This window comes from Lyngbya confervoides BDU141951 (assembly GCF_000817775.3).
Classification (GTDB): Bacteria; Cyanobacteriota; Cyanobacteriia; order Thermosynechococcales; family Thermosynechococcaceae; genus Lyngbya; species Lyngbya confervoides.
In genome coordinates, this window is record NZ_JTHE03000066.1 from 1 (window position 1) to 26,968 (window position 26,968).

General features: G+C 57.2%; 22 protein-coding genes and 1 pseudogene. 8 read left to right on the forward strand and 15 right to left on the reverse strand.

What is annotated here, in order from left to right:
• The coding region (locus QQ91_RS12330) for an ISKra4 family transposase (RefSeq protein ID WP_166282483.1) at positions 1-920 on the forward strand (920 nt) is incomplete at its 5' end.
• A gap of 401 nt (positions 921-1,321) precedes the next feature.
• Here QQ91_RS12330 and QQ91_RS12335 read toward each other — a convergent pair.
• The 5 genes from QQ91_RS12335 to QQ91_RS12355 all read right to left on the reverse strand — a co-directional run bounded on the left by QQ91_RS12335 (position 1,322) and on the right by QQ91_RS12355 (position 6,943).
• Positions 1,322-1,576: a hypothetical protein gene (locus tag QQ91_RS12335; RefSeq protein ID WP_201277452.1), complete on the reverse strand. Its 255-nt coding sequence runs from the start codon at positions 1,574-1,576 to the stop codon at positions 1,322-1,324.
• Positions 1,577-1,608: 32 nt separating this feature from the next.
• Positions 1,609-1,995 carry an IS5 family transposase gene (locus QQ91_RS12340; RefSeq protein WP_166282487.1) on the reverse strand — a complete coding sequence of 129 codons (387 nt, stop codon included), beginning with the start codon at positions 1,993-1,995 and terminating at the stop codon, positions 1,609-1,611.
• Between the two features lie 441 nt (positions 1,996-2,436).
• Positions 2,437-4,170: a diflavin flavoprotein gene (locus QQ91_RS12345; RefSeq protein ID WP_166282489.1), complete on the reverse strand. Its 1,734-nt coding sequence runs from the start codon at positions 4,168-4,170 to the stop codon at positions 2,437-2,439.
• A 146-nt stretch (positions 4,171-4,316) separates the two neighbouring features.
• Entirely contained in the window at positions 4,317-6,053 is a 1,737-nt protein-coding gene (locus QQ91_RS12350) for a diflavin flavoprotein (RefSeq protein WP_166282491.1), read from the reverse strand.
• Between the two features lie 191 nt (positions 6,054-6,244).
• Complete coding sequence (locus QQ91_RS12355; RefSeq protein WP_166282493.1) at positions 6,245-6,943, reverse strand: TraB/TrbI/VirB10 family type IV secretion system protein; 699 nt, start codon at positions 6,941-6,943, stop codon at positions 6,245-6,247.
• Between the two features lie 282 nt (positions 6,944-7,225).
• On the opposite strand from QQ91_RS12355, the gene QQ91_RS12360 reads away from it, so the two are divergent.
• Positions 7,226-7,813: a GIY-YIG nuclease family protein gene (locus tag QQ91_RS12360; RefSeq protein ID WP_166282495.1), complete on the forward strand. Its 588-nt coding sequence runs from the start codon at positions 7,226-7,228 to the stop codon at positions 7,811-7,813.
• Positions 7,814-7,845: 32 nt separating this feature from the next.
• On the opposite strand, the gene QQ91_RS12365 is transcribed toward QQ91_RS12360, so the two are convergent.
• The 3 genes from QQ91_RS12365 to QQ91_RS12375 form a co-directional block, all read right to left on the reverse strand.
• On the reverse strand, positions 7,846-8,208 hold the full coding sequence (locus QQ91_RS12365) for a Lin0512 family protein (protein WP_166282497.1): 363 nt from the start codon (positions 8,206-8,208) through the stop codon (positions 7,846-7,848).
• Between the two features lie 56 nt (positions 8,209-8,264).
• On the reverse strand, positions 8,265-9,899 hold the full coding sequence (locus tag QQ91_RS12370; RefSeq protein ID WP_166282499.1) for a 2-isopropylmalate synthase: 1,635 nt from the start codon (positions 9,897-9,899) through the stop codon (positions 8,265-8,267).
• A gap of 81 nt (positions 9,900-9,980) precedes the next feature.
• Positions 9,981-10,319 carry a metal-sensing transcriptional repressor gene (locus QQ91_RS12375; RefSeq protein WP_166282501.1) on the reverse strand — a complete coding sequence of 113 codons (339 nt, stop codon included), beginning with the start codon at positions 10,317-10,319 and terminating at the stop codon, positions 9,981-9,983.
• A 179-nt stretch (positions 10,320-10,498) separates the two neighbouring features.
• Here QQ91_RS12375 and pdxA point away from each other — a divergent pair, with 179 nt between their 5' ends.
• Entirely contained in the window at positions 10,499-11,575 is a 1,077-nt protein-coding gene (gene pdxA / locus QQ91_RS12380; RefSeq protein ID WP_166282503.1) for a 4-hydroxythreonine-4-phosphate dehydrogenase PdxA, read from the forward strand.
• Between the two features lie 5 nt (positions 11,576-11,580).
• Entirely contained in the window at positions 11,581-12,375 is a 795-nt protein-coding gene (locus tag QQ91_RS12385) for a YdcF family protein (RefSeq protein WP_166282505.1), read from the forward strand.
• Positions 12,376-12,592: 217 nt separating this feature from the next.
• Here the strand turns inward: QQ91_RS12385 and QQ91_RS12390 are convergent, their stop codons facing one another.
• A complete protein-coding gene (locus QQ91_RS12390; protein ID WP_166282507.1) occupies positions 12,593-12,814 on the reverse strand; it encodes a ferredoxin-thioredoxin reductase variable chain in 222 nt (73 codons plus the stop codon).
• Between the two features lie 222 nt (positions 12,815-13,036).
• Between QQ91_RS12390 and priA the strand changes: the two genes are divergently transcribed.
• Entirely contained in the window at positions 13,037-15,586 is a 2,550-nt protein-coding gene (gene priA, locus QQ91_RS12395; RefSeq protein WP_166282509.1) for a primosomal protein N', read from the forward strand.
• Positions 15,587-15,590: 4 nt separating this feature from the next.
• Here priA and QQ91_RS12400 read toward each other — a convergent pair whose 3' ends face one another.
• From QQ91_RS12400 to QQ91_RS12420, 5 genes and pseudogenes are all read right to left on the reverse strand, one after another.
• On the reverse strand, positions 15,591-18,416 hold the full coding sequence (locus QQ91_RS12400; protein ID WP_166282511.1) for a TIGR02921 family PEP-CTERM protein: 2,826 nt from the start codon (positions 18,414-18,416) through the stop codon (positions 15,591-15,593).
• Positions 18,417-18,448: 32 nt separating this feature from the next.
• The gene (xrtO, locus tag QQ91_RS12405; RefSeq protein ID WP_166282513.1) at positions 18,449-19,963 is read right to left on the reverse strand and encodes an exosortase O; all 1,515 of its coding nucleotides are present in this window, start codon (positions 19,961-19,963) and stop codon (positions 18,449-18,451) included.
• Positions 19,964-20,170: 207 nt separating this feature from the next.
• Positions 20,171-20,551, reverse strand: a complete 381-nt coding sequence (locus QQ91_RS12410) for a hypothetical protein (protein WP_236096181.1) — start codon at positions 20,549-20,551, stop codon at positions 20,171-20,173.
• A 57-nt stretch (positions 20,552-20,608) separates the two neighbouring features.
• Positions 20,609-20,794 (reverse strand): annotated as a pseudogene (locus tag QQ91_RS12415) (ParA family protein); the annotation flags it as partial.
• Positions 20,795-21,042: 248 nt separating this feature from the next.
• Complete coding sequence (locus QQ91_RS12420) at positions 21,043-21,186, reverse strand: hypothetical protein (protein ID WP_166282515.1); 144 nt, start codon at positions 21,184-21,186, stop codon at positions 21,043-21,045.
• 3 nt (positions 21,187-21,189) lie between these two features.
• Here QQ91_RS12420 and QQ91_RS12425 point away from each other — a divergent pair, with 3 nt between their 5' ends.
• Genes QQ91_RS12425 through QQ91_RS12435 form a run of 3 tightly spaced genes read left to right on the forward strand, consistent with a single transcriptional unit; the run spans position 21,190 to position 26,024 of the window.
• A complete protein-coding gene (locus QQ91_RS12425; RefSeq protein ID WP_166282517.1) occupies positions 21,190-22,140 on the forward strand; it encodes an AAA family ATPase in 951 nt (316 codons plus the stop codon).
• 3 nt (positions 22,141-22,143) lie between these two features.
• Complete coding sequence (locus QQ91_RS12430; protein WP_236096179.1) at positions 22,144-23,478, forward strand: DUF58 domain-containing protein; 1,335 nt, start codon at positions 22,144-22,146, stop codon at positions 23,476-23,478.
• Positions 23,475-26,024 (forward strand): transglutaminase domain-containing protein, encoded by a 2,550-nt coding sequence (locus QQ91_RS12435; RefSeq protein WP_166282519.1) that lies wholly within the window; start codon positions 23,475-23,477, stop codon positions 26,022-26,024. Before QQ91_RS12430 ends, QQ91_RS12435 begins: the two co-directional genes overlap by 4 nt.
• Here the strand turns inward: QQ91_RS12435 and QQ91_RS12440 are convergent.
• Entirely contained in the window at positions 26,021-26,929 is a 909-nt protein-coding gene (locus tag QQ91_RS12440; protein WP_236096180.1) for a M48 family metalloprotease, read from the reverse strand. The genes QQ91_RS12435 and QQ91_RS12440 overlap by 4 nt on opposite strands.
• Positions 26,930-26,968: the final 39 nt, after the last annotated feature.

Sequence of the window (26,968 nt, forward strand, 5' to 3'; positions counted from 1 at the left end):
AGTATGCGGAGATGAGTAGTCCTCGATTAGTCGAAGACTTGATTGAGAATCACGGACGGGTCGTGCATCGCTCCTTTGTGCAAACTCTGGCAGAAGCGGTGGGGAATATTGCCTTACTCAAAGAAGAAGACTGGCACTATCAAACTCCGAAGTTGCCCTCCCCCGTGGCAACAGTGAGTATTGGCATCGATGGCACCTGTATGCTGTTGTGTGAGGGCGGATTCCGGCAAGCAATGGTGGGCACGATTAGTTTGTATGACGAGATGGGAGAACGTCAACACACGACCTATGTCGCAGCCAGCCCTGAATATGGACGAGCCACGTTTCTTGAACGCATGGAGCGCGAAGTAGAACAAGTCAAACGCCTGTATCCCGATGCCCATTATCAAGGCTTGGCCGATGGAGCACCAGAGAATTGGACGTTTCTAGAGCCTTTGACTGATACGCAAGTCTTAGATTTCTATCATGCCACCCAGTATTTAGATCGGGTTGCTAAAGTGCTTTGTCCCCGTAGTGTTGCGGCTCAAAAAACCTGGATGAACGAGCATTGTCATACGCTCAAGCATGAAGTCGGTGCAGCCAAACAACTGTTAACTGAGATGGAAGCGATTCCATCTGCCCATCGCAGACCTCAGGCGAGCCGTGATAGTTTGCAAGAGGCGATTACTTACTTTCAAAATCACCATCATCAAATGCACTATGCTGAAGCACTTGCCAATCATCTACCCATCGGTTCGGGGGTCACCGAGTCGGGCTGTAAAGTGATTATCAAAGCCCGCTTATGTGCGGCTGGCATGAAATGGAAGGAGCAGGGGGCTGCCATTGTGTTGAGTCTACGGACATTGAGTTATTCTCACGGGCGTTGGCAACAATTCTGGTCAAAAATCAATCAATATGGCTTCAGCTTTGCAAAAATATAACATCAAATCTTGGTCACACCCCTGGGGCGAAACCCTCATCCAGGATACCCAAAAGCTCCTGGCTGAACTGCCGCTTCCATAAAAAAGCTCACCTTTAGGCAGGTCCTCTCCTCTCAAGCATAGGCGCAGGGTGTAGGAGATAAGAGCCTAGACAAGAGCCACACTACAAACTTCATCCATTTATAATTTGATGAATTTCCGACATCACCTCCCCCGCCGCCTCGCATTGTTCCTGAAGCTGCCGAGAAATGTAAGTAAATAGCATTAAGCCATTTTTCCTTGCCATGTCTTCCGGTTTTTCTCGAGCCGTTTTAACATGAGACGAATCATCACAATGTAGACCCTGCCTGCATGATTCTCGGGTAAGCGTTCATAATCTCGGGTTAAGCTCCGTGCATTGTCTAACCAAGCCCACGTCGTTCTACAATCCAACGCTTTGCTTCGACGATAAATCCTTGCCCCTCGTGTCGTGCGATTTCAAGCACAACGCCATCAATCGCCTCTAAGTCCGCGCCAAAATTACCCCGATATCCTTGGTCTGCAAGAATCTTCTCAAGTCGCTCATACTGTTCCACCACCCAAAGCAAAACCCAAGGTGCTGCTTTCACATCTGCTTGATTGGCAGCACTCACATGACATTTGAGAACTAACCCCAAAACACCTACGGCGATATGACGTTTTCGGCCTTTTACCTTCTTGAATCCATCAACCCCAATTTCTGCCCCCCTTTTTCACCCAGCTTCATCGACTGACTATCGGTAATTGCTAAGCTAGGTTCTTCTTCTCTACCTTCATTCACTCTCACCTGACGCACCAGCGCTTCATTGATCTGTTCCCAGACACCGAGGCGAACCCAGAGTCGAAAATAGCCATAAACCGTTTGCCATGGGGGAAAATCCTTGGGTAAGTTGCGCCATTTTATACCGTTGTCAGCCCGATAGAATATGGCATCTAGAATATCCCTGAGATTACTAGTACGCCAGCGTCCTACCGTTTTATCTGGCGGTAGTAGTGGCTTGATCCGTTCCCATTCTTGGTCAGACAAATCACTCCCGTAACGTTGTTGTTTAGCCATGATGATGCAGCAGAAAACTCTACTTTCTCAAGAACACACATCCTGAACTAAAAGCAACCTTTCTTAATGCTTATTTGCAAACACTCTCTGAGTCTTCCTTGATGAGCGTTGGAATTCAAAGGTTCAATAGATGGGGGCGAGTGGAGAGACTCAGCCCCTTTTTGATTAGGCCTACTCAGAATGTTTCGATCGCTGCCTTATATCTTTTGGCAGTTTCCAACGATGGTTTGAGTCATGGAGGGCGTTGTTGCATGAATGGGTGTTGCGGAGGGAAGCCATGGCGTAAGGTCAAGGACAAGGGGATCCTGCAACCGGCCTAAACCTGATGTGCCCGCCAAAAAAGCAGCGCGGGAGAAGTTGAAATAGGAGTTGCAGGTCAATGGACTCGCCCAGCCAAGACTGCGACCCTGATGCCCTGACTCCAGGGGTTTAAAGTGTGCCCTAATAATTTTTCCCAGACTTGCGCTGGTGAACCGCCGTTAACCCGTCCTGGTCGAGTACCTCCCCGTGATCCACCTGGGCGTAGACCACCCAATGGTCACCGCAGTCCATCCGGCTGACGACTTTACAATCCAGGTAAGACAGGGCCTGCGCCAAGGCAATCCCCTGGCATGCCGTCTCCAGGGTGTCTACCCCCTCGAAGCGATCCTCCCCTGGCCGAAAGGGCTTGAGGAAATGCTTCATCAAATCCAGATGGTTATCCTGGGAAAGCACATTCAACACAAACCAGCCCTCAGGATGCAGCAGAGACTCCACGGCGCGATCCTTGGCCACCGCCACGGTAATCCCTGGCGGGTCAAAGGTGGCCTGGGACACCCAGGAAGCCAGCATCGCGCTGGAAACGGACTCTTCGCGAGCCGTCACAATACAAAGGGAACCCACAATTCGCCCCACCGCTTGGGCTGTGCGATCGACCTGGCTTTCGGGCTGCGATCGCTGGCGATATTGACGCACCTTTTTCAGCCGCTTCAGGGCTTGGGCAAAGTCTGTCCCGGCCTCCTCGCAATGCTTCAAGGTCACCTCATCGGGTTTAAACTTGACCCGGATGGTGTCAAAGCCAAACTGAAAGCCAGCATCCCTGAGCTTGCCCTCTAACAGGTCAATGGCCTCACCACTCCAGCCGTAGGACCCAAATACCCCCGCCAGCTTCACCTTCGTGGCAGTGGAGAGAATCGTGCCCAGGGCCGATTGAATCTGAGTAGGCGCATGCCCCCCCAAGGTGGGAGATCCAATCACAAACCCGTCCGAATGCTCAATGACCGCTGCCATTTCCTCGGTGTCCGCATTCTCGCAATTAATGGCCGTAACCTGCAGCCCCGCCTTATTGATCCCGCGAGCGATCGCCTGGGCCAGCGTGGTGGTATTTCCATAGGCCGAAGCATAGAGAAGCGCCACCGATAAATCCTTCTCCTTTTGCTGCTGGCACCAGCTTTGATAGTTGTGCACCAGATCCGTGAGGCCATAGCGCAGCATCGGGCCATGGGCCGGGGCCATAAACTGGGCTGGAAAATCACTAAACTTCTCCAGATGCTTTTCCACCTGACTCGCATAGGGCGCCAGGACACAGTCAAAATAGTAGCGGCGATCCTCCTCAAAAACGGGAAAGCCTTCGTCAAACACCTGGTCTCCGCAGACATGGGCACCAAAGTACTTGTCCGTAAACAGGATCTGACTCGACAGATCATAGGTGCATAGACTGTCGGGCCAGCGCGGATTGGGAGTGGGAATAAACTGCAAAATGTGCAGTCGGCCCAGGACCAGGGCATCTTCCCCGCGCATCACCTTCAGACGCGGATCATAGCCCGGCAGCAGGTCCGGAAGAATTTGAGCAGCGGGGTTCGAGCACACTAGGGTCACCTTAGGCGCCAAATCCAGCAAGGCCATCAGGGTTTCAGCCCGGTTCGGATTCACATGGCCCAAAATGACATAGTCCAGCTGGGAAAGGCTGACCCGCGCCTGTAGCGCCTCTAAAAACGTCTCCTTAAACTTGGCCCCAGGCGGATCGATCAAGGCAGTGCGATTGCTGCCGGAAATCAAATAGGAATTGGCCGTGGTGCCGCGCTGCAAGCCGTATTCAATCTCAAACTTCAGACGACTCCAGCTCCGCGATCGCAGGGTTAGCGTATCGGGACCAATGGGGACAACTTGAATATCAATGGCAGGGGAGTTTTCCATCAGACTTGCAGGAGATCATCACAGGCAGCAAAGAAGCAGCGCTATCTTCTGGGTTCATCATGACACAATCAGATGGCCCGATGGCTTGGAAGCCCTGGCCACGACCATAAGCAGTCTTAATATAAGCCGCCCTAATATCAGCGACCTTAATAGTAAGATCCCACCTTGCGATGATGCACCGCAGTTTGACCATTGGGATTAGAGACGCGCCCCTCCTCCACCTGACTATAGACCAGCCAGTGATCGCTGCATTCCATCCGGCTTGTCACCCGACACTCCATATAGGCCAGAGCATCCGCGAGCACCGGCGATCCGTGGGTTGCCCGTTGGGTGTTGACCCCCTCAAAACGATCGGCACCGGGAGGAAACCGCTTGAGAAAATGCTTCATCAGGGGCAGATGCTTCCCCTCCTCCAGCACGTTCAGCGCAAAGCGATCGCCCACCTGCATCAACGATTCAATGGCGCGGTCCTTGGCCACCGCCACCGTAAACCCTAGGGGCTCAAAGCTGGCCTGGGCCACCCAGGAGGCCAGCATGGCCCCCTTCACATCGCCCTTTTGAGCCGTGAGGATATAAAGACCCCCCGACAGGCGTCCCAGCGCCTTTTGCAATTGGTTATCCTGGGCCTTTGCCTTTTGAATCTTCTGCTTCATGCCCAGCATCTGACCAAAGTCAGTCCCTGCTTCCTCGCAAAGCTGATAGATCACATCGGTGGGACTGAGCTTGATGCGAATGGGATCAAAGCCATCCTTGAGCCCAAGCTCCCGAAACTTATTGAGTAGCGGATCTATGGGTTCATCATCTCCACCATAGGACTCCACAAACCCAATGGCCTGCTTGTTTGTGACCGAAGCTAGGATCGTGCCCACCGCCGAGCGACATTGGGCCGCAATGGGTCCCGATACAGGCGGCATGGTGATCACCAGGCCCTTGGCGCGGCTGACCAGTTCCTGAATATCGTGAACATCCGCGGATTTGAGATCCATCATCTCCACCCCCACTTCGGTTTTGGTAATCCCGTGGGCCACGGCCTGACTGATGCGATCGCTGTAGCCATAGTCAGACACGTAGAACACCGCCGCCAGGGTTTCTGCCTTGGATTTTGCCTGACTCCAGGTTTCGTACAGATTCAGCCACTGGGGAATATGGTGCTTCAAGATTGGCCCATGCCCCGTAGCAATGATCTGAATGTCACCCAGGGCCGACATGCGCTTCATCGCCGACAGAACCGATCGGGAGTTGGGAGCCATGAGGCATTCATAGTAAAAACGGAAATCTGGCTCCAGCTTGGCAAACTCCTGGTCAAAGGTCTCTTGGCTACAGTAGTGCATCCCAAAGGCATCACAGGTGTACAAAATCTGCGTGCGCCGATCGTAGGTGAACATGGTGTCGGGCCAGTGTAGATTGGGCGCACTCACAAACTCCAAGACATGACCATCTCCGAGATCCAGCTGGTCCCCATTTTTGACCACCTGCTTTTCGTAGGGGTGATGGACCAGATCATCTAAAAACTGCAGGGCCACCTTAGCTCCCACCACCGTCGCCTGGGGCGCTAGGGCCAAAACCTTGCGCACCAAGCCGCTATGATCCGGCTCCGTGTGACTAATGATGATGTAGTCAAGGATGCTGGGGTCAATCAGGCCCTGCAGGGTCTGCAAGTACAGCTGCTCAAACTTTTCATGGGAGGTGTCAATCAAGGCCACCTTATCGCCGCGAATCAGGAAGGAGTTGTAGGTGGTTCCATTTTGGAGGCCGAATTCAATATCAAAGCGATCGCGGTCCCAATCCAGGGATCGCAAGACCGTGGTGTCCTCCGCTATTTCAGCCGTTTCCAGGGTTAACCGCTTTTGGGCAGAAGCTTGCTGTTCGCTCAGTGCAACCATCACGACCTCCAGAACTATCCTAAAACCATCTCATATTAAGGAATGTTAACACATTTCATCCTGGAGCCGACCCGGTCCCCAGGCCATGAAAAAGCCCGCACCGGGGCGGGCTGGTTCTGGGATCAAGCTGGGTTACCAACGGTCTCCAGGGAGGAAAAGCCTAGGCGCGCTAGACTGGCAGGCGACTCCCCCTAGTTAAACTGACTGGCATAGCGCCGCCGCAGCAAAAAGGTTTCATTGACGGTCAGATCTAGATCCGTATCGGGATAGACCAGCACCACTTCCTTACTCTGGTTGCGATCGCGCCCAATGAGCCAACCGGCTAGCGCCCCGGCTCCAGCTCCGGCCAGTGTTTTTGCAATTCCCACATCCGTCACGATGGCAGAAATAACGGTGGCTGCGGCACCGCCCACCAGGGCTCCTTGCCAGATAGAATCGTCTCGGCTGCGTCCCTCCAGGTTTTCCCGACGGCTAATGACGCGGGAGGTGGCATCCAGGTCTTCCGAAGTCCCGTCCTCTAAAATAAGGCGATCGGCCACAAAGCGGACGCCGTCCTGGTATGGCTCTAGCTGGCCCTCGATGCGACTACCGGCGGGAATAATCACCGTGCCCTGGGTGGATCGCACCGGGGCCTTGGTTTCCAGGGTTAAATCCAGGGTTTCTCGGGGGGACACTAAAATCTTATTGGTTTCACCATCCCGGTATTCCGCCGGAATTCGGGTGCCGCGAACGACTCGGAAGGTGCGCGTATCATTGCTACTGCCGCCTCGACGGAAAATTTGGGCCGTTGCCGGTCCTGCCGTTAGTAAGGGGATCATCGGCCCGGTCCCCAGCCCCAGCGTCAGGAGCAGCGCTAAGGTGGCTTTCCATTGTGTTGTTCGTCGTTTCATCAGAGAGCTCCTCTGTCTAGGGTAAAAATTTGAGTCGCGCCATGGCGGTGAGGAGAGAACATGGCCTGTAGCCTCAGTCTAGTCGACTCAATCTAATAGCCTCAGTCTAATAGTTTCAGTCTAACGAGCATTGCCAGCCATGATGGGCTCCATCCAGGGCCTATGACTCACCCGCAACGGGAAAGTTCCGCAGGCCCGGTCTGACCGTAAATTTTTATATCATCTTTTTCTCAGGAGAATTGGTCTATATTATCTGGGTGTGGGCCTGGCGGAGAAGGACTCTTGTATCAGCAGCAATCTTTGTTTTCCAAATCAACCCTGCGGGAACTGGAGCGTCCTTACGGCTCAAGATCCACGCCGATGACCTTCAGCGCCACCATGCTCCAGGCCTGGAAACAGCGCATCTATCGATTTCAGCAGACTGTTTTGGCCGATCGATCGCAGCCCCTCCAGGGATCGATCCTGGAAACCGACGCCCTTTGGAGCACCCTGCAGCAGCTTGATCCCTTTTCATTGCCCCAGCAAAACACAGAATTCTGGCGCGGATCATTTCCGGATCCCGGCACGGCCGCCTACTATTTCGTCACCGATATGGAGCTTCCCCTGCTGCTCTACGTGGGAGAAACCTGCCAGTCCAACCAGCGCTGGAAGGGGGAACATGATTGCAAAGGCTACTTATTCAACTACGTCGCCCTGCATCGACGCTACGATCAGGCGGTGAGCGTGCGCATTGGGTTTTGCTTTGAGGCGCCGAAGGCCACCCGACATCGCCAGCGCCTAGAGCAGCAGCTCATTCAGCATTGGCGATCGCCCTTTAATAAGGAAAACTGGCGGCATTGGGGAACGCCCTTTGCCAGCCCCAAAACATAGGGACTTCCCCCAGAAGCCCTTAGTCAGTGACGCTAATCGGGAATCACAATCGTGACTGCCGCATTGGCAATGTACATGTCATCATTGCGATCCTGTAGCTCCGGGATGGCCTTACCGGCCACCACCATTCCGCCCTCCTTGACCGTCAAGCTTTTCTGGCCAAAGGGCAGCACCGCTAGCACCTCAGCCTCGCGCACCTGATCGGGAAAGGGGACCGCCACCTCCACCTGCACAATCATCTCATTGGGATGACTCAAACCTGCCACTTCCCACAGCCCCGGAATGGCGTTGTGGCCAATGGCATCGCGTACGGCCCGGGCCGCAGCCACCGTGGGATCTTGACCATGCTGATCAATCCCCATTCCCATTTCGATAATGAATCGTTTTGCACTCATGGTTTACGCTGTCCCTAAGATTAACTGACCAAGGAGGGCGACGGGGAAGCGTATGACTACACCCGCGCTGGTTCTTCCAGGATACGGCTCTCAAACTCAGATCTGGACTTAGACTGGTCAAGAGCTGCCATCAGACGGTTGAGCGCATTGAGATAGGCCTGGGCTGAGGCCACAATAATATCGGTGTTGGCCGAATGGCCGGAGAAGATGCGATCTTCGTACTGCAACCGAATGGTCACCTTTCCAATGGCATCAATGCCAGCGGTCACGGACTGCACCGAAAATTCAATCAGCTTATTGGGCACATCCACCACGCGATTAATGGCCTTGTACACTGCGTCCACCGGGCCAGTGCCAATGGCGGCATCGGTCAGCTCCTGGCCCTCAGGGGTGAGCAGGGTAACCGTGGCCGTGGGCCGGGCGTGATCGCCACAGGACACCTGCACCAGCTCCAGCTTAAATCCAGTGTTTTCCTGGGTTTGGGTTTCATCTTTGACAATTGCTTCGAGATCCCAATCCGAGATTTCCTTTTTCTTATCCGCCAACTCCTTAAACCGGATAAAGGCCTTATTGAGATCCTGCTCGGACAGCTCAAACCCTAACTCCCGCAGCCGAGTGCGAAAGGCATTGCGACCCGAATGCTTCCCGAGCACAATCTGATTTTCGTGCAAACCAATGGACTCGGCATCCATAATCTCATAGGTGAGCCGATGCTTCAGGACACCATCCTGGTGAATCCCCGACTCATGGGCAAAGGCATTCGACCCCACAATGGCCTTATTGGGCTGCACGAGCATTCCGGTCAAGTTCGAAACCAGCCGAGAGGTTTTGTAGATTTGGCGACTGTCAATGTGGGTTAGGGGCGTCTCTGAATCCGCCGGACGCCCCAGGAACGGGTTGTAATACTGCCGCCGCACATGCAGAGCCATCACCAACTCCTCCAGGGCCGCGTTTCCGGCCCGTTCACCAATGCCGTTGATGGTGCACTCCAACTGGCGCGCCCCATTTTTTACCGCTTCCAGGAAGTTAGCCACCGCCAGACCCAGGTCATTGTGACCATGGACGGAAATAATGGCTTGATCAATGTTGGGAACGTTTTCCTTGATGCCGCGAATTAAATCCCCAAATTCACTGGGGGTAATGTAGCCCACGGTGTCGGGAATATTGACCGTGGTGGCACCCGCTGCGATCGCCCGCTCCAGCATCTCATACAAAAACTCTGGATCCGATCGCCCCGCATCCTCCGGGGAAAACTCCACATCATCGGTGAAGGATCGGGCCAGGGCCACCATCTCCCCGGCGATCTCTAACACCTCGGCCCGCGTTTTCTTGAGCTTGTACTTTAGATGAATATCGGAGGTGGCAATAAAGGTATGAATGCGGGGATGGGCCGCGGGTTTGAGGGCCTCCGCAGCAGTGGTGATATCCTGGCGCGTGGCGCGGGCCAACCCGCAAATCACGGGTCCCTCGGGAGTGCCCACCTGTTCAGCAATTTTCTGCACCGCCTCAAAATCGCCCGGACTGGCAAAGGGGAACCCCGCCTCAATAATGTCCACCCCCAGGCGAGCAAGCTGCTTGGCAATCGTGATTTTTTCAGGAACATTCAGCGTTGCACCGGGGGACTGCTCACCGTCCCGCAGAGTGGTGTCAAAAATCAACACGCGGTCCACTTCATTCGGCTGAATTTTCATAGCGATGTCAAGCGCGTAAAAAAACTTTTTCTATCTTAGTCTACGAGCACTGATGTGGCGGGAAGGCGGCGAAGTTGCCCGTCAATCTAAAAAGCGATCCAGCGCGGCCTTTAATTCCGCGATTTCCGCCTCAATATTGCCAGCATGGGCCGCACGAGACACACATTGGGTCAAATGCTCGTCTAGAATCAGTCGGGCCACGCGATCTAACGCGCCGCGAACCGCTGCAATCTGAATCAGAACCTCGGGACAGGGGCGACTTTCCTGAATCATGGTTTTCACGCCGCGAATATGCCCCTCAATTCGAGACAGACGATTCAAAATAGCCCGCAGGGATTCCTCGCTGTGATGGTGACCCTGTCCCTCTAGACCATCATGGGAATGGACGTGGAGCGGCGGTTTTGATGTTGACTTGTCCAAGGCAGACCCGAATGTTTAGAAATGTTACTTTCCCTCCATCCTACTGAAATTTACAGCAGATGACTGGGAATTGAGAACTCCCGCTGGTTCGTAACTTTCTCTATGATAATTTCAGAGGATCTCAGAGGATCTCAAACGGCTCATCCTCCTGAGGCCCTCCTGTCCTTACTCCTGATTCCATGCCCTCCGATCTTCCGCGCTTAGCTTTGTCCATGGGCGATCCCGCCGGCATCGGCCCCGAGGTCATTCTCAAAGCCCTAGCCGATCCCGATCTGGCAGCCCAGATCACTGTGGTTGGCCATCGCCGCTGCTTTGAGCAAACCTATGGGCAGCTGCAAACAGCCCAGAACCCAAGCCGTCCTGCGCCCCTTCTCCATCCCGATGACCTCAATCTATTAGAGGTGGAAAGCTTCGCGGTGGAAAGCGCCGCCCCACCCATGGTCCTGGGGCAGCCCACTGCCGCCACCGGTCAGTTGAGCTTTGATTGCCTCAACCAGGCAATTAGCCTAGCCCTGGATCACCAGGTTGCTGGCGTCGTCACTGGCCCCATTGCCAAGGCAGCCTGGAGTTTAGCTGGGCATCGTTACCCTGGCCAAACTGAACTTCTCGCGGAACGGGCTGGCGTGACGCGGTTTGGGATGATGTTTGTGGCCACCTCGCCTCACAGCCATTGGCAGTTGCGAACCCTGCTGGCCACGACCCACATTCCGCTGCAATCCGTGCCCCAACAAATTACCCCAGAAGGGCTCACCCAAAAGCTAGCGTTGCTGATTGAAACCCTCCATCAGGACTTTGGCCTGAGTCGGCCCAAGATTGCAATTGCCGGTCTCAATCCCCACAGCGGCGAACAAGGACAGCTGGGTCAGGAGGAAGTTCAATGGATGGAGGACTGGTTGAGGGCCATGGGGCAGCAGTTTCCCCAGGTCACCCTAACGGGGCTCATTCCCCCGGATACGATGTGGGTGGCGCCAGGTCAGGCCTGGTATGGGCAATCTCGCGGCTTTGAGGGGACGCTGCACGATGCTTACCTGGCGCTTTACCACGACCAGGGGCTGATCCCGGTCAAGCTGATGGCCTTTGACCGGGCCGTGAACACCACTCTGGGACTGCCCTTTATCCGCACCTCTCCCGATCACGGCACGGCCTTTGACATTGCCGGCAAGGGCATCGCGAATCCCCAAAGCATGAAAGCCGCTCTGGAACTGGCCATTGCCCAGGCTCACCGGCGGGCAGCAGTCCACCTCGGCGCGGGCTAAGGGTGATGGGCGAATTTTTACTGTTTCTGTCTAAACTGCTGCCCTTAGCCCTCTATCCCCTGGGGCTCACTAGCCTGCTGCTGATCTTTGCCATTGCAAACTTCTGGAGTCGTCCGAGGCGTGCTGCGGTGGCCCTGGTGCTGGCCCTAACGGTGCTGATCATCAGCGCCAGCAATCTGATGGCGGAGGCCCTCCTCTATTCCCTGGAGCGGCAAAATCCTCCCCTGGTGAATCCCCCCAGGGCCAGCGCCATTGTGGTGCTAGGAGGCAGTACCTATCCCCCCACTCCCCCTCGTCAGGGCCCCGAGGTGAATGAGGCGGGCGATCGCATTCTCTATGCCGCCAGGCTTTATCGGGAGGGTCGGGCCCCCAAGGTCATCCTCAGTGGCGGGCGCATTGCCTGGAAAGGCGGCGGTCAGGCTGAAGCCATTGATATGCAAACCCTGATGGCAACCATGGGCGTTCCCACTGAGGCGGTCATCCTCGAACCGGACTCCCTCAATACCTATGAAAATGCGCGGAACGTTCGGGAATTGCTGCAGCGCAGCGGAATTCGCGGCAAGCTGCTTCTGGTCACCTCCGCCTCCCACATGCCCCGAGCTAAGGCCATCTTTCTCAAACAGGGTATGACGGTCATCCCAGCCCCCACGGATTTTTTAGTGGAAACCCAGCGACCTAAAAAGCAGTTTCAGGAGCAGCTGCTGGATTTGCTGCCCGATTCCCTGGCCCTGGACCGAACCACTCGCGCGCTCAAGGAATATGTGGGCTGGGCTATCTATAGGCTGCGGGGCTGGCTCTAGAGGGCCCCAAGGCGGAGGGGGATGTCGGGGATGTGGCGCAGCGACCCCCTCTGAGCTTGGGGATGCCAGACCTGGCGATGGAGAACTCAGAGGATGGCCCAGTGGCTTGATCCTGCAACCCGTGGCGGACATTCCAGCTTCCGATCAGGTCCCAGCTGCGGATCGCGCTTCCGCCGTCCCCGATCGATGTCTTGACCATCCGCGGGGACCACCGGGGTTAGGCCAGTTCTAACTCTTGCTCACCCAGATGGGTGCGAAACTTTTTATCAAACTTGATCTGAAAGGGATAGTTTGGGCTAATCACGCGGCCTTCCCAATCGCTTAAAATTGCGGTAATCTCTCCCTCCATGCCCTGAATGTCGAAGGGCTGGTTGCGGTGCTCAGGATGGTGGTACACAATAACGGAGGTTCGGACCCGGACGCGATCGCCAATCTTCATTGCTTCAACTTAGTTCCTACACGATTGTGCAACAGAAATCATCGACCGTCTGAAGTGAGTTCGAAACTGCCGAATAATCCATGCATCATGATGACACATCCCGGAACCGCCCCGGAGCACAATGGCCCAAGGATTAAATTTATGAATTAAATTCAGCCTGCAACCCCAAAGATTCCAATCGACTGGGGGAACCCCTCAGGTTCCCTCGCTGCCTGCCTTGCTATGTCCGGATCTGAACTCTCCGCTTCGCCCCAACCCGATCGCCATTGCGATCCCTGCTATGTAGAAGCCCTGGTGGATTGCCCCGGCAGTCCGCAGGTGCTCACCTACCGCATCCCCACGGGCCACACCATCGCCGTGGGAGATATTTTGACGGTGCCCTTGGGGCGCCAGCAGGTGGGGGCGATCGCCCTACGCCTCACCCCGGATCTGCCTCGGGATCTCGATCCTGGCCAGGTGCGGGCCATTGAGGCGGTGGCCAGCAGCAGCCTGTTTCCTCCCGGCTATTGGACCCTTCTGCAAACCGTGGCGGACTACTACCACAGCTCCTTGATGGCAACGATCCGCGTGGTGTTACCCCCAGGGCTGCTGCGACGATCCCAAAAACGGGTCAAGCTATTGCCCCCCCAGAACTTAGGGCCGGAAGCCCCCCTCTCTCCCCTGGCGCAGCAAATCCTGCAAGTCCTCAAGAGCAGCAAAACCGGAGACTATAGCTGGACCCACATTCAAAAGAAAATCAAAGGTGCCGCCCCAGGCCTACGCGAGCTGCAGCGGCATCAGCGGGTGGCAGTTTACCTGCAAACCCAGTCTCCTACCCAGCCCAAAACGCGGCGGGTTGCAACCTTGATCCATGAGCAGCCCCTGGCCTCCTCCTTGACCCCTCGCCAGCAAGAGGTGCTGCAATTTTTAAAGCAGCGGGGCGGCGAACTGTGGGCTGTGGATTTGATGGGCTCTACCCACGCCAGCCCTGGGTTAATCCAGACCCTGGCCCGCAAGGGCGCCATCGCCCTGAGCGATCGGGAAACCCTGCGCCTGGAGTCTAGCCTCATGGCCGCGGACCACCCTCAATCCCTGACCCTCCATCAACGGAAGGCCTTGGAGGCCATTCAGTCGGTGCAGGGCTTCGGCACGGTGCTCCTGCACGGGGTCACTGGATCGGGAAAAACTGAGGTCTACCTGCAAGCCATCGCCCCGATCCTCGCCGCCGGCCAGTCGGCCCTGCTGCTGGTGCCCGAAATTGGTCTGACCCCCCAGATCAGCGATCGGGTTCGGGCCAGATTTGGTCAGCGGGTTCGGGTCTACCACAGCGCCCTATCCGAGGGAGAGCGCTACGATACCTGGCGCGTGCTGCTGCAATCGGATCCACAGGTGGTGGTGGGCACTCGATCTGCTATCTTTGCGCCCCTGGGGAATTTAGGACTCATTATTCTGGACGAGGAGCATGATGGGGGATATAAGCAAGAATCTCCGGCCCCCTGCTACCACGCCCGCACCGTCGCCCACTGGCGCGCTCAGCTGGCAAACTGTCCCCTGATTCTGGGGTCCGCAACCCCGTCCTTAGAAAGCTGGCACCGGGTGCAGGCCGCCGCTCCCTGGCCGGAGGCAGCCCAACCCCAGCCTGTCGTCCCCCAGCCCTCACCCGCGGCGCCGGCCGGAAGCGCCCTCTATGTCCGCTTGCCAGAGCGGGTGCATGCTCAGCCCCTGCCGCCCATTGTTCTGGTGGATATGCGCCAAGAGCTACAGCGGGGCAATCGCACGCTCCTGAGTCAGCGGATTCAGCAGGGATTGGCCAAGCTCCAAGCCGAACAACAGCAGGGGCTGTTGTTTATCAATCGGCGGGGCCACAGTACCTTTGTGTCTTGCCGGAGCTGCGGCTATGTGGTGGAATGCCCCAACTGCAGCGTCTCCCTCACCTATCATCACACCCATCATCCCTCAACACCGCTCCTTCGTTGCCACTACTGCAACCATACGGCCCCCCAGCCCCCAAAATGCCCAAGCTGCGGATCCCCCTACTTTCGCTACTTTGGAAGCGGCACCCAGCGCGTCATGGAGGAGCTGCGGGAACAATTTCCCACCCTTAGGGTGCTGCGCTTCGACAGCGACACCACCCGCCGCAAGGGGGCGCATCGGGAACTGTTGACCCGCTTTTCCCAGGGAGAGGTGGATCTGATGGTGGGCACCCAAATGGTGACCAAGGGCCTGGATATTCCCCAGGTGCAGTTTGTCGGCGTGCTGGCGGCCGATAGCCTGCTGAACTTGTCTGACTTTCGCGCTAGTGAGCGCACCATGCAAACCCTCTTGCAGGTGGCCGGACGAACTGGACGGGGCACCCAGCCAGGCCAGGTGGTCATTCAAACCTATAACCCCGAACACCCGGTTCTACAGGCGGTGAAGGACTATCAATTCCAGGCTTTTACCCAGAGCGAACTGGCGATGCGACAGGCGCTCCAGTACCCGCCCTATGGCCAACTCCTGCTGCTGAAGCTGAGCAGCCCCAACCCAGTCCTGGTGGAGCAAACCGCTCAGGAGATGGCCTCCTTGCTCCGGGAGATGCTAGGGGCCCTCTGGGAGAACTTTGCCCTGTTAGGGCCAGCTCCGGCCCAGGTGCTCAAGGTGGCCCGGCGATTTCGCTGGCAGATTCTTCTGAAGCTCCCTGAAAACCTGGAGGCAACGCCCCTGTCAACGCCGCTTCCCCTGGACTACCTGCGATCGCGCTGTCCCCGCGAGGTGCGCCTTGGGATTGATGTGGATCCCCTCCACTTTGGCTAGGCCGTTAACGCCGGGGCCGACTCCATGGCTCTAGGGATAGGTGAGGGGCGTCCTCCGCTTCGGTCCCAGACGGAACCGCCTGAAGATTCATCATTCGCTGCCAGTACAGCAGCCCCAGCAGCCCGGTTCCCGCCAAAAACAGCAGCCATTCAGCAGGCTCTGGCACGCCGGAAACTGGAGCCAGAGCCTGCTGCGGCTGCGGCAGCTGCTGGTCTTCCACTTCCCGATCAAAGCGATCCTCGCGATCCTCTGCCGCCTGGAGCTGACGCTTTTGGTCAGCGTTGACCAACACCAACATGGAGGAGTAGGGCGTCACAATTTGGTTTTGCTGGGCCAGGGCATGAATGGCGTCTAGCTGCGCCAGTTCTTCCGGCTGGACCGATTCGCTCACCTGAGCCACCCATTGACGAGCCGCCATCGGATCCAGGTCAGGGGTTATAGGCACCTGAGGGTCCGGCCTCTGACTCAGAAACCAGGCATAGCCATCCACCACGTTGAGCAGGGAGGTGCCCGGCCCCAGACTGGGCTGGGTGGCAATCCGGGTCATCACCTCCTGAACCTGGGTGGAGACGCTGCCGCCCGTGCGCTGAATTGCCTCGAGGGTGGCGTCATCGTAGGCGGGCTGCAGGCCCCCCACATGCACCAGCCAGAGCGGCGCTGTGATCGCGACCGGGTCGTCGCTATCCTCGGTGAGTTCATAGCTGCCCGTATCCGTGATCAGCACAATGGCGTCATAGGACTTGGAGGTGCCGGCAATGGCCTGGTTAAACTGCCTGAGCATTTGACTCGGCTGAATCCGCCCGTAGAAGAGGGCCTCTTCCGGCTGAAAGGTCTGCACCTCCGTCACCGGAGTGGCCGGATCCGATCCAATTTGAGTCAGAAACAGATCAGTCGGATTGTTGGGCAAGATGGCCTCCTGCAGCCATGCAAAGGTGGCCTTAAGCTCCCTTTGATGGGCTTTCATGCTGTAGGATCCGTCTAGAATCAGGGCCAGATGCTGTCCGGTGGGCAAGGTATAGGCCGTTTCATCGATCGGATTGGCCAGCAGATATCCCCCCGGCAGTTGGGTTTGATGGGCCATCGGGGCCATCGGTTCAGCCGGAAGGGAGGCGGGCAACCACTGTTTATGTCCCCTTTGCGATACCCCGTTGAGGGTCCGGCGGGTGGAGTTGCGCCAGAAAATATTGCGCTGCTCGTGCAACTGGGGCAAGGGCCATTGCCCCGCTTGTTGCATCACCTGGTAGGTCATCCAGAGATGCATCCGGTCCGGCTGACCATCCTGGGGCAGCTGATCTTGGTTCATGGGCGGGATGGGAAAGGCGCGCAGGCGGTAGTTGCGAGGTCCCACCTGTTCCAAGAGGGCCGGATCCACTCGCTGCTGAAGTTGATCGTTGTAGACCTGCTGGGCAGCCCCTCGGGTCGAAACGATTGGATCGTATCGCTGGGCGCGATCGCCCGTCTCTCCCAACCACAGCCCAGTAATCGTGGCGCTCTCCGGCAAGGAGAAGAGGTAAAGCACCTCGGTTTGATCGAAGGTGGTGTTGGCATAGACCTCATGCAGCTCAATCTCGGCCCAGTCGCCGTGGGGCGTCACCTGGATATCTTGCTGCTCTAGCTTGACCCGTTCCGCGCGCACATCCAGTAATCCAGCCTTGGCCTGGGCGCGATCAAAGGTGGACTGAAGGGCTCTTTGAATGGCGGCCTGTTCCCCCCGCAGAATGGGGGTATCAAAAAACTCAGCGTAGAGACTCGCCGCCTTGTCTGGATCTGTTCCAGGGCCCTGGTAAGCAAAGGGCGCGATGACAACGTTATAGGCCGATTGCATCATCTGGGCTAGGCGATCGCCCAGGAGAGATTGATAGAGGTTGAAAATACCCTGACTCTCCAGCAGCGGATAGCGATAGGGGGCCAGGTAAGCGTTGAGAAGACCCTGCCGAATCGTCTCAGACTCCTTCAGCAGGGCTTGCCGATGTTCTTGCACCGTTTGCGACGGCGCGGGTTGGGAGGCCAACAGCTCAAATGCCCGATGCTGGGGCTGCTGCTGAAGCATGGCCAGCAGCCCCAGCCAAACCGCCAAAACGAGACCCACCGCAGCCAGGACTTTTTCTGTCCCCCCTCGGCGACCTAACTGCTGAGCGATCTGTCGCCAGGAGTTAAAAAAGAGCGCCGCCATGCCAAAGGGCATGGTGATCCAGCCTAAGGTCATCACCGCCACTGGAAAGAGAATCACAAAGTAGACCAGGATAAAGAGAATCCCCGCTCCCACAAACCAAAGGGTCGGCGGGAGGTAAAACAGGGCGATCGCAGCGAGATATAGCACCGAAACCAGCATGAGGGTGAGTCCAGCCAGATGTCCCCAGGTGGCCCTTTCAGTTTCGGGGTGCTGCGCAGTCAAGAGCCAGTGGATCAGGGCCAGACTGCCGAGGGCCACCGTACCGCAGAGAAACGTGGCCGCTGGGGTTAAATCCCGCAGAAAAAAGAGGCGAAGGGTAAAGATGGTCAGCAGCGGGGCTTCAATGCCGTAGAAAATCTGAAATAGGGAAAGGGGAGGCCGGGCCGGGGAGGCCTTGCGGCGGTGGATCTGGCGCAGCGTCCCCATGGCCGTTGAGGCGGTGGGAACGCCCAGCAACCCCAGCACTGGCACCAGAATGCTAAACGGAACCTCGCCGCGAGCTGCATCGCTGAGGATTTCTCGGCCCCAAAAGGGCAAAAATCCTAGAAAGACAATCAGCAGGAGGGTACCATTGAACAACCAGAAAAAGATGGCAAACAGGATTTGGAACACCTCTTTCACCGGGCTCGGGGCCGGGCTGGAACTCGACGATGACATGGGATTCTCCAACAAGGGGGTGGTGTAAACCGTCAGATCTCAGGGGGGAATACATTCATGCGGCTGGCGATCGCCCGGTGGACCTCCTCCACCAAGGGCTGCACCTGGGGCTGATCCGCGCTCAGGGACTGGTCCATGAGGATGGAAACCATGGTCCATTTTGGGTCGCGGCGGGTGATTTCACTCCAAATGCGCTCTAAATAGCTATCCGTTGTCCGCTGGGGCGACTGGAACCAGTAGGCTGCGCTGTGGTGCCCCTGATTCAGCGAGATCCAGCGACCCTGCACCTGATCGCTAAGCCTGTGCTTTTCCATGTGGTCCAGATGATAGCCACTGGCTGTTAAACACAGTTCAGGCGTATGGTGGGCCTGCCAGGTGGGACTGGTGACCAGCAGCATCGATCCAGACAGGTCACCAAAGCGAAAGGATTGCTTTTCGGCCACAACGCCAGGATAGTCCGTAAAGAAAAGCTCCTCTTGGGGCGTCAGGGTGATGGCTTCGCTCTGCATGGGAGCTTGCCACTGCAGGGGAGGGAGCGTTGCCAGGGAAGGCAGCCGCAAGGGTGGCTGGGGAATCAACGTAAGCCCCACCATCAGGCCCAGGGTCCAGAGCAAGGGGCGCAGTCTCAGGGGCGACCCTGGCGGGAGAGGATCTGCAGAAACCGCCAGGGGAGGCAGCGGAGGCACCCATCGCAGTAGATACCCGGAGATCGTACAGACGCTCAGAAAACTTAAAATGCCCAGGGGGAGATGGACCATATCAGCGATCGCTTGTTGCTGCAACCCATAGATCAGAACCACCAGGGTCAGAATCCGAGCGATATTGGCCACCATTAGCAGGGCCGCATTCACCAGGCAGAGGCCAAACCAGCGCAGGCCAATCCTGCGGCGATCCAGCAGCGAAGCCGCCAGCAAAAACAAGCTGCCCATCCAGAGACTTTTACGACCGCTACAGGGCAGGTCAATTGCGGCAATGCCGGTGTTCAAGACCAGGATATTCTCCGCAGAAATCGACTCCATATGCAGCGGCTGTAGAATCCAGGCCACCACCACCGCGGTGGCGCTCCGGGCCAGGGGGCCAAGGCCGGTGGAAAATTGGAGGGTCAACAGCAGCACCAGGGCAACCGCACCCAGATAGGGTAAGCCTCGTTGCCACAGGGAGGACTGAACCCAGAGGCCCAGCAGTCCATAGCTGCCCACCAGAAAGCAAATCGCCAGCAGCGGGGCTAAGTTGAGATGCCACCGCAGCAGCAGGCTGGCGCTGGCTGCGCCAAATAGCAGCAACAGCGGGATTCCCTGGGGCTGGAACGAAAGCTGAAGGCGATCGCGGGCCCGGTACAGTTGCTGCCCCAGCAGCAGGGCGATCGCCCCCAGAAACAGTCCCCCAAACCAGGACAGGTTACGGGAAAAGCGGGCCATCCAGTCTAGCGCCGCGGCATTCAAATAGATCCAGCTCAACAGCAGGGCAATCCCGCCCAGCCAGGCCAGCCCAAGGCCCTGAAAGAACGCCACGGGAGAACGCTGGGCCAACTTACCATCACAAGTCATGGGAAAAATCCTTTGGGGGGGACTGTTGCGAACCGAGCTTCGGAGTCAAAATCCAGACCTCCGTATACCGTGCTCCTCAATGTCACAGGCGTAAAAATTGAGGAGAAGTGAATGTTCATTGTGCTGAGTTCTGACCCAACATGTTGTGACCTTGATCACTGAGACACCGCTGCGGGAAGGGGGCCTGGGGTCAGCCTTGCCTTTGCGCTAATGCATTTCTGGTTCAAGAGTAGGTTGAGATTGAGGCACCCGGAGTTCAGTGCGATGGGCAATCTCTTGCGCTAGTTTCTTAAAGTCCTGATATACATCCCTAACCGCATAGAGATGAGATCCCATCGCCCCATCAGCGGGTTTAAGATGAAAAATGGGTTTACGAGACTCCTGGGCCATTGGCATTAAGCTTTGATAGTGCTTCAGTCGGGCCAAACGATTAGGATCCTGGGATGTCGGTAAGACCGTTGCCTCTTGTCCTGGAGTGACCTCAAAGTTGTAAATATGAGGAATTCGCTCTATCCACCGTTGAAAGGCTTTCGCAGGATGATCAAAGCGAACGCCGTGTTGGAGAATAATATACCCAATAGGTTGCATCTTCCCCGCTGGTAGCGCAAGGTCTGCCACTGGATTCCTAAGAATACGCTCTTGCCATTCTTTTTTCCAGCGCCTCAGGGTTGGACCCAGATTTTTTAGTCCCTGCCATGAAAAAAGATCTGGTGAAAGCGGAACTACGATATAGTCCGAGGCAATCAGAGCGGCTCGGTTGATCGCGCCTAAGTTAGGCCCTAAATCAACCAGAACAACATCAGCAGTACCAATAAAAGCCGCTTGACTCAATACTCGCCAAAAAGCTGAGATGACTCTGAACGCTCGTTCTTTACGATCAAGACAATCAGGCCACTGAGAGGATAATTCATGCCTACAAAAAGGACTCCAGGCTCTTTATGATTGGGTAGATCGTTTGCAAAAGCACAAATCGACTGTCTTATTTTTTCCCGTCTGAAATTGACGCTTTGCGCTCGACCCGGTCAGATTCGAGATCGCTCAGAAGTGCTGTTAGTTCCTGATCATCCATTTACTAATCTCTAAGGGTCTCCGGACTCATCATAATCATCAAGGGTGGAGTTGCGAATAAACCGCCCCTCAAAAAGACTGGCCTTACACAGACTGGCCCTGAAGGACTGTAGGCTGAATCCTGCCGCTTGGGTATGCTGAACAAAAAGAGTCATTGCATGGAGTCGCTGTTGTCCACAGCCCAGAACGGGGCAGAGCTGTATCATCGCCTTTTTGAGAATATTCAGGCGGTCATCAAAGGGCAAGGTGCCGCTATTCGGAAACTGCTGGCGGCCTTTTTGGGCGGTGGCCATGTGCTCTTGGAGGACTACCCAGGGACTGGAAAAACCACCCTAGCCAAGGCCCTGGCCTATTCTGTGGAGATGACCTACAGCCGCATTCAATTCACCCCGGATTTGCTGCCCACCGATATTTTGGGGGGGACTGTACTCCACCCTCACCGGCAAACCGTTGAGTTTCGTCCAGGCCCCCTCTTTGCCCATCTGGTTCTGGCCGATGAAATTAATCGTGCCTCACCGCGCACCCAGTCTGCCCTACTGGAAGCCATGGCAGAACAGCAAGTCACCCTGGACGGTCAGGTGCAATCGCTGCCTGCCCCTTTTTTTGTGATTGCTACCCAAAATCCCGTGGAGGCACAGGGCACCTATCCCTTGCCGGAGGCCCAGATGGATCGCTTTGCCCTGCAGTTCCAGTTGGGGTTTGTTCCCCCCTTAGAGGAGGTGGAAATTCTCTCGCAGCAGCTTCAGGGGCACCCCGTCGCGGCAGTGCGCCCTTGCCTTTCCCTGGCTGAGGTCCTGGCCCTCAGGGCGCAGGTCCATCAGGTGCGTCTCAGTCGTGAACTCAAGCGCTACATCGTTGATCTGGTTCAGGCAACCCGTCAGCGCCCGGAAATTCAACTTGGAGCTAGTCCCCGAGGGGCGATCGCGCTGATGAAGGTTTCGCAAGCTCTGGCGCTCTTTGACGGCTACGGGTTTGTCACCCCGGATCATGTGCAGGAAATGGCGGTGGCCGTTCTGGCCCATCGGCTGGTGCTCAAGCCAGAATTTGAATGCTTAGACCCTGGCCATTGTATTCGGCAGATCCTGCAGCACATGCCGGTGCCCGCCTAGGCCATGATGGTGTACCTGTCCTATCACCTGCAACGCTGCGCCTACGGATTGCGCCGGTGGCTGGGTCAGCAGTTTACCCCCATGGGGTTGGGAGTCCTGGTCTGTTTAGGGATAACGGCGATCGCGGGGCTCGGATCGATCCAAAGTCTGATGCATCTGGTATTTTTTCTGGCCCTGGCGCTGCTGCTGGTGGCCTTCCTGGGGCGGTGTACCCTTCGCTATGCGGTCCGGGCCAGCCGATCCCTCCCCCCCTTTGGCACCGTCGGCGAGGTGCTCTATTATCCAGTGGTGCTGCAAAATCTGACTCCAACCCCTCAGAGCGGATTAAAGCTGGTGGAATCTCTGCCCGAACCGTTTCCCAGTTTTCGTGAATTTCAAGACCTGCGGCAGCGCTACCGCAACCGGTATCAGCGGCGATCGCAGTGGCGCCGTTATCTGGCCAAAGGGCGCTGGGCCCTGGCCCCCCGCGTCGATCTGCCCCCCCTGTCGGCCCGGCAGAAAACGGAGGTCACAGGCAAGATCCTCCCGCTGCGACGCGGTCGCCTGCAGCTGCCAGCCCTCGCCCTGCTTTGCCCGGACCCCTTGGGTCTGCTGTACCGACGTCAAACCTGCCCCATCGCTCAATCGGTTTGCATTTTGCCCCAGCGCTATCAGATCCCGCCTCTGAATTTACCGAATCTCCGCACCTATCAACCGGGAGAGGCCGTGATCACCTCCGCCGTGGGTGAGTCCTTGGAATTTCGGTCCCTGCGCGACTATCGTCCCGGCGATCCCAGCAACACCATTCACTGGAAAAGCTGGGCGAAGCTGGGTCGTCCCGTGGTGAAGGAACAGCAGGAGGAAACCGCCCTCCATCACGGGCTGATTTTAGATACATTTCAGACGCAGACCCAGAGCGACCTCTTTGAAGCGGCCATTGCCATTGCCATCTCGATTCTCACCCAGGAGCAAGCGGAGGCCACCTTGATGGACGTCATGTTGGCGGCACCCAAACCGCGATATTGGACCGTGGGCCAAGGTCGGTCCCAGCAGCTGCGTATCCTGGAGACCTTAGCCACCCTCCTGCCCTGCCCAGTTCAAACCCTCCATGGCTTGATGCCCCTGGTTCAGGCTCGTTTACCCCACCTGAGCGGGTGTCTGTGTATTCTCCTGAGCGATGATGAAACGCGCTATTTATTTGTGGAACAGTTAGTCCGGCACCAGATTCCCACAAAGGTCATCCTTCTAGGAGACTCGTGGGTTTACCCCCAGGACCGATTTGATCGCTTTCGATCGGATCTCTGTCAAATTCACTTTGTGGCTCTCTCCCAGCTTCAGCAGGATCTATTGCAGCTATGAGGCAACCCATCACCACCCTTTGCAGCCTCGCGCTTTTGCTCTGGGGCTATCAAACCGGCGTCTGGATGTTAGCCATTCCCATGGTGCTATTCCTCGAAGCCCGGGACTTTATCCGGCCCCGCTGGTCCCTTTCCCTGCGTCAACTCAAGGCTGTTCATGTTCTGGGCGGACTGATCTGGCTCGGGTCGATTCTCTATCTGCCCACTCACTCCCCCACGCCCCTGGACTACGCAGCGCACTATCATCTGCTCAAGAGCCTGCCCATTGCCTTTTTTCCCCTGCTGGTCTGCCAGACCTACTGCACCCACTTTTCCCAACAGTACCAGGCACTGCTGCGCGATATTCCCTGGCTGCAAACCCCCATTAATGTTTACTATCCCTATTTCGGTATTTGTCTCATCGCCGCTAGCGCCACGGGCGGTAACGGATTCTGGTTCATGGCCACGGTGGTGGGGTTGGTGGTAGCCCTCCTTGGATCCCTGCGATCGCCGCGTTTTAGTTCCCAGCGATTTTTAAAGCTGGTGGGATTCGCCCTGATCTTGAGCATCCTTGGGACACACCAATTCTACTGGCTGCGATCGCATGTCCAGATCGGGCGCCCAGCAATGCTGACCTCCTGGATTCAATCTCTCGCCCTCCCGACCTGGCTGCAGCCACCGTTCGAAGGCCAAACCCTTGAGGAAGGGATGCAACAAAGGCCGCCCGACTTCTTTTGGGAAGACAGCCCTGGGGCAGGGCGCTCCCAGACCCAACGGTCATCCAATCGGGCTGACCGGCCCTCCTCGGACACAGACCTCAGCCCCCCAGCGCGTCGCGACAATCGTTCCGCCCCGGCTTCTGAGGAGGCTAGCCCCAGGGAGGGGACAGCGCAATCGACAGCGGAAGGTCCCCCGAACCTAAATACCCCGAACCTGAATGATCCAAACCTGAATGATCCAAACCCGAACCGAGAGACGACCCCGTCCACCTTCCCGTCAGAGGTCCCCGCTCCCGCCAGCCCAGCCTCAGGGGCCGCTGCAATCCCTGAGGTGCCTGACCGTCTGCCCTCAACAGCAGATCCTGTCCCTCCAGGGCCGGGGGCGCTACCGCCCCAGATTCAGCAGGCTGCGGGAATGGTCAATCCCGAAACCGCGCGAACCCAAATAGGCAACGTGGGATCGCTCCAGCGGTCCGATGCCCTGCTTTTTCGCGTCACGCCCTCCCCGGATGCCGCCGGCACCGCCCTCTTTCCCCTCCACCTGCGAGAAGCGGTCTACAACCAATATCAAGGGGGGGCTTGGACAGCCGTTGATTCTAAATTTGTCCCGCCACGGTTGGCGCCACGGCGCTGGCTACTCGGTCCCCGGATCAATCCAACGGCGGAAATTCGCGTGTCCATGCAGGCCTCGCCGCCCACGGATCTCTTAAAGCTACCCCTGGGAACCGTGGAAATTAGCGCTCTTCATGGGGCAACCCTTGCCCAGAATCAATACGGGACGGTGGCGGTGCAGGGACAGCCTCCGGCGGTGGATTACCGCGTCCAGTTTGACCCGACGCGATCGCTCGACTCTCCGCCCACGCCCTGGGATCGCCTTATTCCAGCCACGGAACAAAATACCCTGCGAACCCTGGCTCAATCGCTTCAGCTGCAGGATCAGTCCGACGCAGCCATTCTCCAAGCCATCTCCGCCTTCTTCCAGAGCGAATTTCAATATTCCCTCGATCTGCCCGCTGCCACCGCCTCTAAAACGCCTCTGGCGTCATTTCTCCTGGATCACCGCTCTGGGCACTGTGAATATTTTGCCTCGGCCACCACCTTGCTGCTGCGAGCGGCGGGGATTCCGGCCCGCTATGTCGTGGGCTACCTGGTGCACGAATACGATGGCCAGCAATATCTGGTTCGGTTGCGAGATGCCCATGCCTGGGTTGTGGCCTATGTGGATGGCCATTGGAGGACCGTGGACACCACCCCAGGGGGCGGGATTGAGGCCGGTGAACGGAGAACGCCTGCAGCGGCGGAGTCTCCCGCTTCAAATCTCCAGGAAGCCCAGACCGAGAGACCTCGTCAAAGGTCCTGGGACCTGTCCCAAGCTTGGTCGCACCTGAAGGCCCAGATCGCAAAGGGGGGGCCTGCTCAAGCCGGATTTATGGGGCTCATCGGGGTGGCCCTCATCCTGTTGCTCTTTGCCCTGTATTTAATGACCCGTCTCCGTCGTCACCCAGGGCGGCGATCGCCTCAAGGCTCCCGGCCAAGGGGGCGATCGCGCTCAGCTCAGCCCCAGGCCATGGAGCCTGAATTTCACCACATTGAGCAGCGGCTGCGGCAATGGGGACTGCCGCGCCGCGAGGCTGAGCCCGTCATGCAATGGATACAAACCCTGGAGCCGCAGATCCCGGCGGCAATGATGCAGGACTTACGCGGGATGGCTGCCCTCCACTACCGCGATCGCTTTGACCCGCAGGGGCTAAGCAAGGCAGAACGGCAGCAACTCAAGGCGCGTATTCGGCAGTGGCTGGATCAATATCCACCAGCTCCCCGCCCCTGCGGGGTAACCCCCCATAGCTAGGCGGTGGCCTGAGCCTTATCCTGCTGGGTTTTGATCTCCTCTGCCAGTGCTTGCAGTCGCTTGATTCGATCCTCCGTGGAGGGATGGGTCAAAAATAGTTTCATCAGTCCCTCTGGGGAGAGGGGGTTGACGATAAACAGGGGGGCAAAGGCAGGATTGCCATGCATGGGTGCCTTATCCTTCATCAATTCGAGGGTTTCAAGCGCCTGCGCTAGGGCCAGGGGATTCCCCGTGATCTCAGCTGCCCCTGCATCGGCGGCATACTCCCGCGTTCTAGAAATCGCCATGCGAATCAACCCCGCGCACAGGGGAGCAATGACCAGCAAAAACAACAGCGCGATGGGGTTGTTGCTGCGTCGTCCGGTGCGAGAGACCGGAAAATAGAGCGCGCCCAGGGTGAGGATGCGTCCCACATAGGTGATCGATCCGGCCAGGGTGCCGGCCACGGCCTGGGTGAGGGTGTCCCGATTGCGAATATGGGTGAGCTCGTGGGCCACCACCGCCTCCAGTTCCTCTGGGGGCAGCAGATTCAGGATCCCCTCCGTCAGGGCGATCGCCGCATGATCAGGATCGCGCCCGGTCGCAAAGGCATTAGGGGACTCGGAGGGGACAACGTACAGCGTGGGCATAGGAATTCCCGCGCGATCGCAGAGGGTCGCAATGCGATCAAACAGTGCCGGGGCCTGTTCGCGGGGCGTTGGCTTGGCCTGAAAAGCCGACAGTGCTGCCTGGTCGGAATAGTACCAAGATCCAAAGCTGCCCAGGGCGGCAAAGGCGAGGCCGTAGTACAACCCCTGTTCGTTGCCCACCAACAGGTAGCCCGCCAACACAATTAATCCACTCAGCAGCGCTAGCAGCGCCAAGGTTTTAAGCTGATTGATGCTCACCATATTGTTCGCCCCCATATTGTTTGCCCCCATATTTTATTTTGTTTGCCCCCAACT